Annotated in this window: 2 protein-coding genes; both read left to right on the top strand. The window is 52.4% G+C overall.

Going from position 1 to position 6,129, the window contains the following annotated elements:
* A partial coding sequence (locus I2G69_RS13920) for a hypothetical protein (RefSeq protein WP_195560983.1) occupies positions 1 to 636 on the top strand: 636 nt, incomplete at its 5' end.
* A 775-nt stretch (positions 637 to 1,411) separates the two neighbouring features.
* A partial coding sequence (locus I2G69_RS13915) for a TIM-barrel domain-containing protein (RefSeq protein ID WP_195560982.1) occupies positions 1,412 to 6,129 on the top strand: 4,718 nt, incomplete at its 3' end.

Here is a 6,129-nt window from a genome sequence, read left to right as displayed (position 1 = left end):
AAGGCCGAGGCCCTGACGAGAGCGATGGCAGCCCTGCGGAAGATCCCGAACAAGGATGAACTGAACAAGCTGATCGCCGAGATGGAGCAGAAGGATCTGGACGGCTACACCGACCGCAGCGTGGCGGCCTTTAAGGCGGCTCTGAGTGTTGCAAAGACGGTTGCCGCGGATGCGAATGCAGACGGCCAGGCGATTGCAAAGGCATATACCAACCTGGAAGAGGCCGCGAACAGCCTGGTCAAGGCGGAGAAGCCGAGCTCGGGTAACAGCGGAAACAGCGGCAAAGGCAGCACGTCTGCCAACGTTGGCAACGCATACGGCGCAGCGGGCGTGGTATCCGCAGCGCAGGGCGTGGCCAGCCAGCAGGCATATGTGGTTTCCGACACGACGGTCAACTTCACGCTGAAGCATGGCCAGGCATACTGCTTCAAGATGACCGTGGTCAACGGCAACAACATGGTGCCGGGCTTCACGGCCGGTAACGGCGAAGTGCTCAAGACGCAGTTTGTGGCGAAGATCGGCAACGACTACTATTACAGAGTCTATGCCACCGGCACGCCGGGCCAGAGCACGGGCGTTTACACCACCCTGCCGGGCCAGAACGCGGTCAAGCATTGCACAGTTACGATTGCGTAAGAGCAAATAGGAAAATGAAAGGGAAGGTTTCTTCCCGATAAACAAAGGACCTGATCCTGGGGATTCCCAGGATTAGGTCCTTCTATGTTTTAGCTTTTTATATTTCATGGCCTGATGGGGTGCGGTTTATCTTTATGAAACGTTCGTCTTGCTTCTATAGGGATTTTCCCTGTGAAAAGAAAGACAAGTTTTTTGCGGTGTGCTTCTGTAGGGCTTCCAATGTGGAGCGGAAAGCAAATTCCTTGCTGCCCGTTTTCGTAGGGAACGCCGTAGGCGCGGAAAGACGCCGTGCGTCCGCCGTAGGCGCGAAAAGACGCTGTGCGTCCGCCGTAGGCGCGGAAAGACGCCGTGCGTCCGCCGTAGGCGCGGAAAGACGCCGTGCGTCCGCCGTAGGCGCGAGAGGCACTGCGTACCCGCGAAAAGGTGCTTGTTTTAGAAGATATCCTGGAATAAGTACCTTTTGTATGGTATAGCAATATGGCGCACAAATTATGAGATGCAGTTGCTTTAATGAACAGTAAAACAATTACATTTACTTATTAAACGCAATTAATATTAATATAGCAGAGCTCTTCCTGTAAATGACAAAAAAATACAGAAAATTTGCAATTAATTCTATTGACAATGAGATATATTTTATTTATATTTTTGACACAAGGTAAATCTAAAAAATAAATTCATTGCAAAGTGAATTGTCAGAAAGGAGGAGGATCTATACCAAAAGAAACCGGAATGTTTTATAGCAGAGGCAGTTCAAGAGAGAAGGAGGAGAAAGATGAAAAAGAAATGGTTGTCCGCATTACTGGCAGTTTCGATGTTGCTTTCCCCGTCGTATTTGTTTGCAGGGAATGCACAAGCGCTGTCTGTAGGGGCGGGCACGTCCAAAATGGTCCATGCAGCACCAATTGACCAGGAGGTTTACGAGGCGGAAGAAGCAGCCCTTACGGGAGCAACCGTAGCGCAAAATCTGGATGATTTTTCTGGAGATGGCTTTGTAGACGGCATGAAGACTGGCTCCAAGGTTGTATTCACCGTGACGGTTCCGGATGCAGGCGATTATGCGGTCCGCCTGCGTTATTCCAACGGCTCTGGCGAAAATAAGACCATGAGCCTGTATGCGAATGATGAAAAAGTCCGGACGTTCACATTGTCAAAGATGATCAATTGGGACACATGGGGCGCGCAAACGGAAAACGTGCCGCTTCAGGCTGGAGAAAATACCATTGCCTTTTCGCTCGAGGAAGGGGACACAGGCAGTGATATCAAGCTGGATTGCATCAGTTTGGCAGATATGTATGAAGCCGAAGATGCAGAGTCCTTGAATGACAACAAAGTCATGTCTGATCACCAAGGGTATTCCGGAGAAGGTTTTGCGGCAGGGTTTGAAGCTGTCGGTTCGGGCGTTCGCTTCACCGTAGAAACCCCGGAAGCCGGCACTTATACCATGGTGGTACGATATGCAAACGGTAAGAATGATGGTTATGCGCAAAAACTGACATGCTCCGTCAATGGCAAAACCCAGAAGGTTCGTTTCAGCGACCTTGGCAGCTGGGAAGAGTGGGAAGACCGCCCGGTTACCATCGAGTTGCAGGAAGGGACAAATGTCATTGACTTGGTCAAAAACAGCGATGATAGCGGTGGAATGAATATCGACTATATCACGCTCAAGAAGACCAAATGGACCTATATTGGCAATGTCCTTTCGGTGGAGAACGCCAGCAACAATGAGCTGATTTTCGAATGTGACAATGCAGCGGTTAGCATTAAATCGGTTTCCCCCAGCGCACTGAAAGTTTGGTGCGAACCCAGCAAACGTTTTGACCGTAAATATGATTCTTTTGCGGTTCAAAATGAGGCAGTGAACCCGGAAACCCTCACAGCGGAGGACCGCGGCGACTATTACATGATTTCCACTGGGACAATGGATGTGCAGGTCGATAAGAGCCCGTTCCGTCTGACTTACTGGGATAAAAACGGCCAACTGCTCTGTGAAGGCGATGAACAGAGCATGGGCTGGAGCACGGATAACGAAGTCCTGGTGCAAAACAAAAAGCAGGCCGATGAGCGTTTTTGGGGCTTGGGCGAAAAGACCGAAGCGTTTGAAAAGACCGGCCAGCGGTTAATCATGTGGAGCAACGACGGCCCCGGGCACGAGGGCGATTCCTATGTCCAAGAGACTGGGGAAGGCCGTTGGTATATGTCCGACCCACATTTTATTAGCTCCAAAGGGTACTCGATCTATTTTGACAACACGAGCCGCACGGTGTTCGATTTTGGGAAAACCGACCCAGAGTCTTATTCTTTCGGGGCCCTGAATCCTGCCCCGGGCGGAGAGTTGTTGTATTATTTCATGTATGGCCCGTCCATGAAGCAGATTGCAAAGACCTTCACGGATATCATCGGGAAAACATACTTCGCGCCCGAATGGGGTTATGGAAACATCCAGTGCCATTATGGTTACACCCAAGAGGATATCGAGCGTGTGGCACAGACATACCGAGACAAGGAAATCCCGCTGGATATGATGATGGCGGATATTGAGTGGTATCAATATAAGTGTAGCCCGACGCAATGGAATACCACTAATTTCCCCGACCCAGAGGGGATGATTGCAAAACTCCACGGCCTCAATGTACGTATGGGTGTGATAGACGACCCGAATGTCACAAATGCACAGCCGGAGGATTACCCATATGGTGTGGAGAACGGCTACTTTATGCACAGCAGGACCGGGGATCAGAAGGATATTATCTGGCCTTGGGGCGCTGCTTCCGGCCTGACAGACTTCTTCAATCCAGAGGCCCAAGAATGGTGGGGCGAGCAGCATAACATGATCCTGGATCAGGGCGTGGAAGGCTTCTGGCTCGACATGAACGAACCGGCGCGTATGCGTCCGGATTGGGTGGGCTGGAATGAAGAAGGAAAGGCGTGGGGCGACATTGAAGAGCTCCACAATGCCTATGCCATCCAGCACAACGAAACCATTTATAATAAGGTGACCGAGGATGGGAAGCGCCCATTCCTGCTGACCCGCTCTGGTTTCACAGGCAGCCACCGCTATGTTTCCCCGTGGACGGGCGACATCGGCTGTGGGTGGAACGATATGCATCAGCAGATCCGGTTGGGTACCAGCCTCTCCCTGTCCGGCTTCAATTACTGGGGATTCGACATCGGCGGCTTCAATGGCACGCCTTCTAGCGACCAGTTCAAACGCTGGATTCAGTTGGCCACGTTTACCCCGATTCACCGGTTCCATTATGCCATTGGACTTCCAGCAAAAGAGCCTTGGGAAAATGGCGGCGAAGATGTAGCGCGTAGATATATTAACTTGCGCTACCGCTTGATCCCGTATACGTATTCGCTGACTGCGGATAATATCATCGGCATCGGCATCGAAAAGGGCCTTGGAGAAGGCGGGACAGGTGTCCCTCTTGTAAGACCTATGGTCATGGAATTCCAGGACGACCCGAATACCTATGGCATGGATACGCAGTTTATGAATGGTCCCAGCTTCCTGGTAGCCCCGGTGGTAGAGGATTCTTCCATCAAGGAGGTTTACCTGCCCGAGGGGGATTGGTACGACTATGACGACGGAAAAACGGTTTATGGCGGCGGTGGTACGTTGCAATATTCCGCGCCGGTTACGTTGCTTCCCGTCTTTGTCAAAGCGGGTTCCATCATACCGATGCAGCCAGAAATGGAATATGTCGGCGAAAAACCGATCGATGTTTTGACATTGGACGTGTTCCCGACGCTGGAGGACGGAAGCTTTGATTTTGTCCTCTATGAGGATGACGGCGAAACGGATGCCTATAAGGAAGGCGTGTATGCCACCACTCCGTATACTTGCAATGTTGCTGCTGGCGAAGAAAATACGGCGATCACATTCCAAATTGGCGAGCGCACTGGTCGTTATACGGATATTGCGCCGCGCAGCTATCTGATGCAGTTCCATAAGGCGGCATATGAAGACATATCCGTCCAGCAGGATGGGCAGGAACTCACAGCGTACGATTCCCTGGAAGCCCTCCAGGCAGCGGAAACCGGCTATTATGCCGATGTGGCTAGTGAAATCTGTTATGTGAAGGTGCCGGATACGGCGAAGGCTTCCACCATCACCCTGCGTGGGACGACGATTCCTTCGTTTGAATTTGAGGCAGAAGACGCAGAGATCATGGGGAATGCACAGAGTGAAAACGTCTTCGGCGGTTATAAAGGCTCCGGATACGTGGCGTGGCTCCACGACGTGGGCGATGGGGTGCGTTTCTCCGGTATTACCGTCCCGGAAGAGGGCGACTATACCGTGTATTTGCGGTATGCAAATGGCTCTGGCAATACGCAGACGATGAGCGTCTATGCAAATGACAGTGCGGATGCCCAGCAGGTATTTTTCCCGAATATGAAGGATTTCAGCCTCTGGGATGAAATTCCAGTGACCGTCCATCTCCAGGAAGGAGAAAATACGCTGACGGTTCTTGTAAACGAAGGCGATACGGCAAACATCAATATTGACCGTATCGAAGTGAGCCGGGAACCCATGGTAATGGTACAGTTGCCTGTTCCGAATGGCGGGTTCGAAAACGGAATCCTGGACAACTGGACGGTAGAAAACCTTTCGGGGACAGCCGGCCATGGCGTAGATGAAAACGATGCATTTGGCGGCAGCTATAAATTCTATTTCTACAATGGAAGCGCCTATGAGGGCCGCCTCAGCCAGACGGTCACCGGCCTGCCGGATGGCGTTTACCGCGTGAATGCGACGGTAAAAATGTCGAATACGGCGGCAGATACCAGCCGCATGGAGCTGTCGGGTTATAATGGCACGCAAGAGACAATGGTCAACATCCCGTTTAATAGCATCTATCAGAAGTTTTCCACAGAAATAGAAGTTACGGATGGAAAAGTTGATATCGCATTTTATTGCAAATCGTCCGGAAACACCTCCATGCAGATCGACAACGTGGAGCTCTGGAAGATCGGCCAGGTAGCTCCGAGCGAAACCTATGCGATCCAGGTGGCGGACGGGCAGGAAGCAACCCTGAGCGCGCCGGCAGAGGCGGCTTTGGGCGAGACCGTGACGGTTTCCGTCTCCGGCCTGCCGGCAGGAAAGACCGTGCAGGCGGTCAAGGCGGTGGATGCGGACGGCACTGCACTGCAAGTGGTGGAAGTTGCCCGGGATAAGACGTATAGCTTTGTCATGCCCGCCAAAGCGGTGACGCTTTCCGTGGAGCTGACAGACGTCAGCGACGTGGCTAAGGCGATTGTAAGCCGAGATACCGTCACCCGCATCGAGGCGGAAGACTACGACGAACAGGGCGGCGACCCGGCCATGGGAAGCAAGGCCGGCGTCAAGGTTGAATCCTGCAGCGACATCGGGGGCGGCCAGAACGTGGGCAGCACCGATGCAGGCGACTACATGCTCTACCACAACATCTATGTGGAAGACGCAGGCACCTACCAATTCCGCCTGCGCGTGGCGAGCAACAACACGGA

Source organism: Anaeromassilibacillus sp. D41t1_190614_C2 (assembly GCF_015558525.1).
In the GTDB taxonomy this organism is placed as follows: domain Bacteria; phylum Bacillota; class Clostridia; order Oscillospirales; family Acutalibacteraceae; genus Anaeromassilibacillus; species Anaeromassilibacillus stercoravium.
The sequence above is the reverse complement of the archived record's forward strand: the minus strand, read 5'-3'. Positions and strand labels throughout refer to the sequence as shown.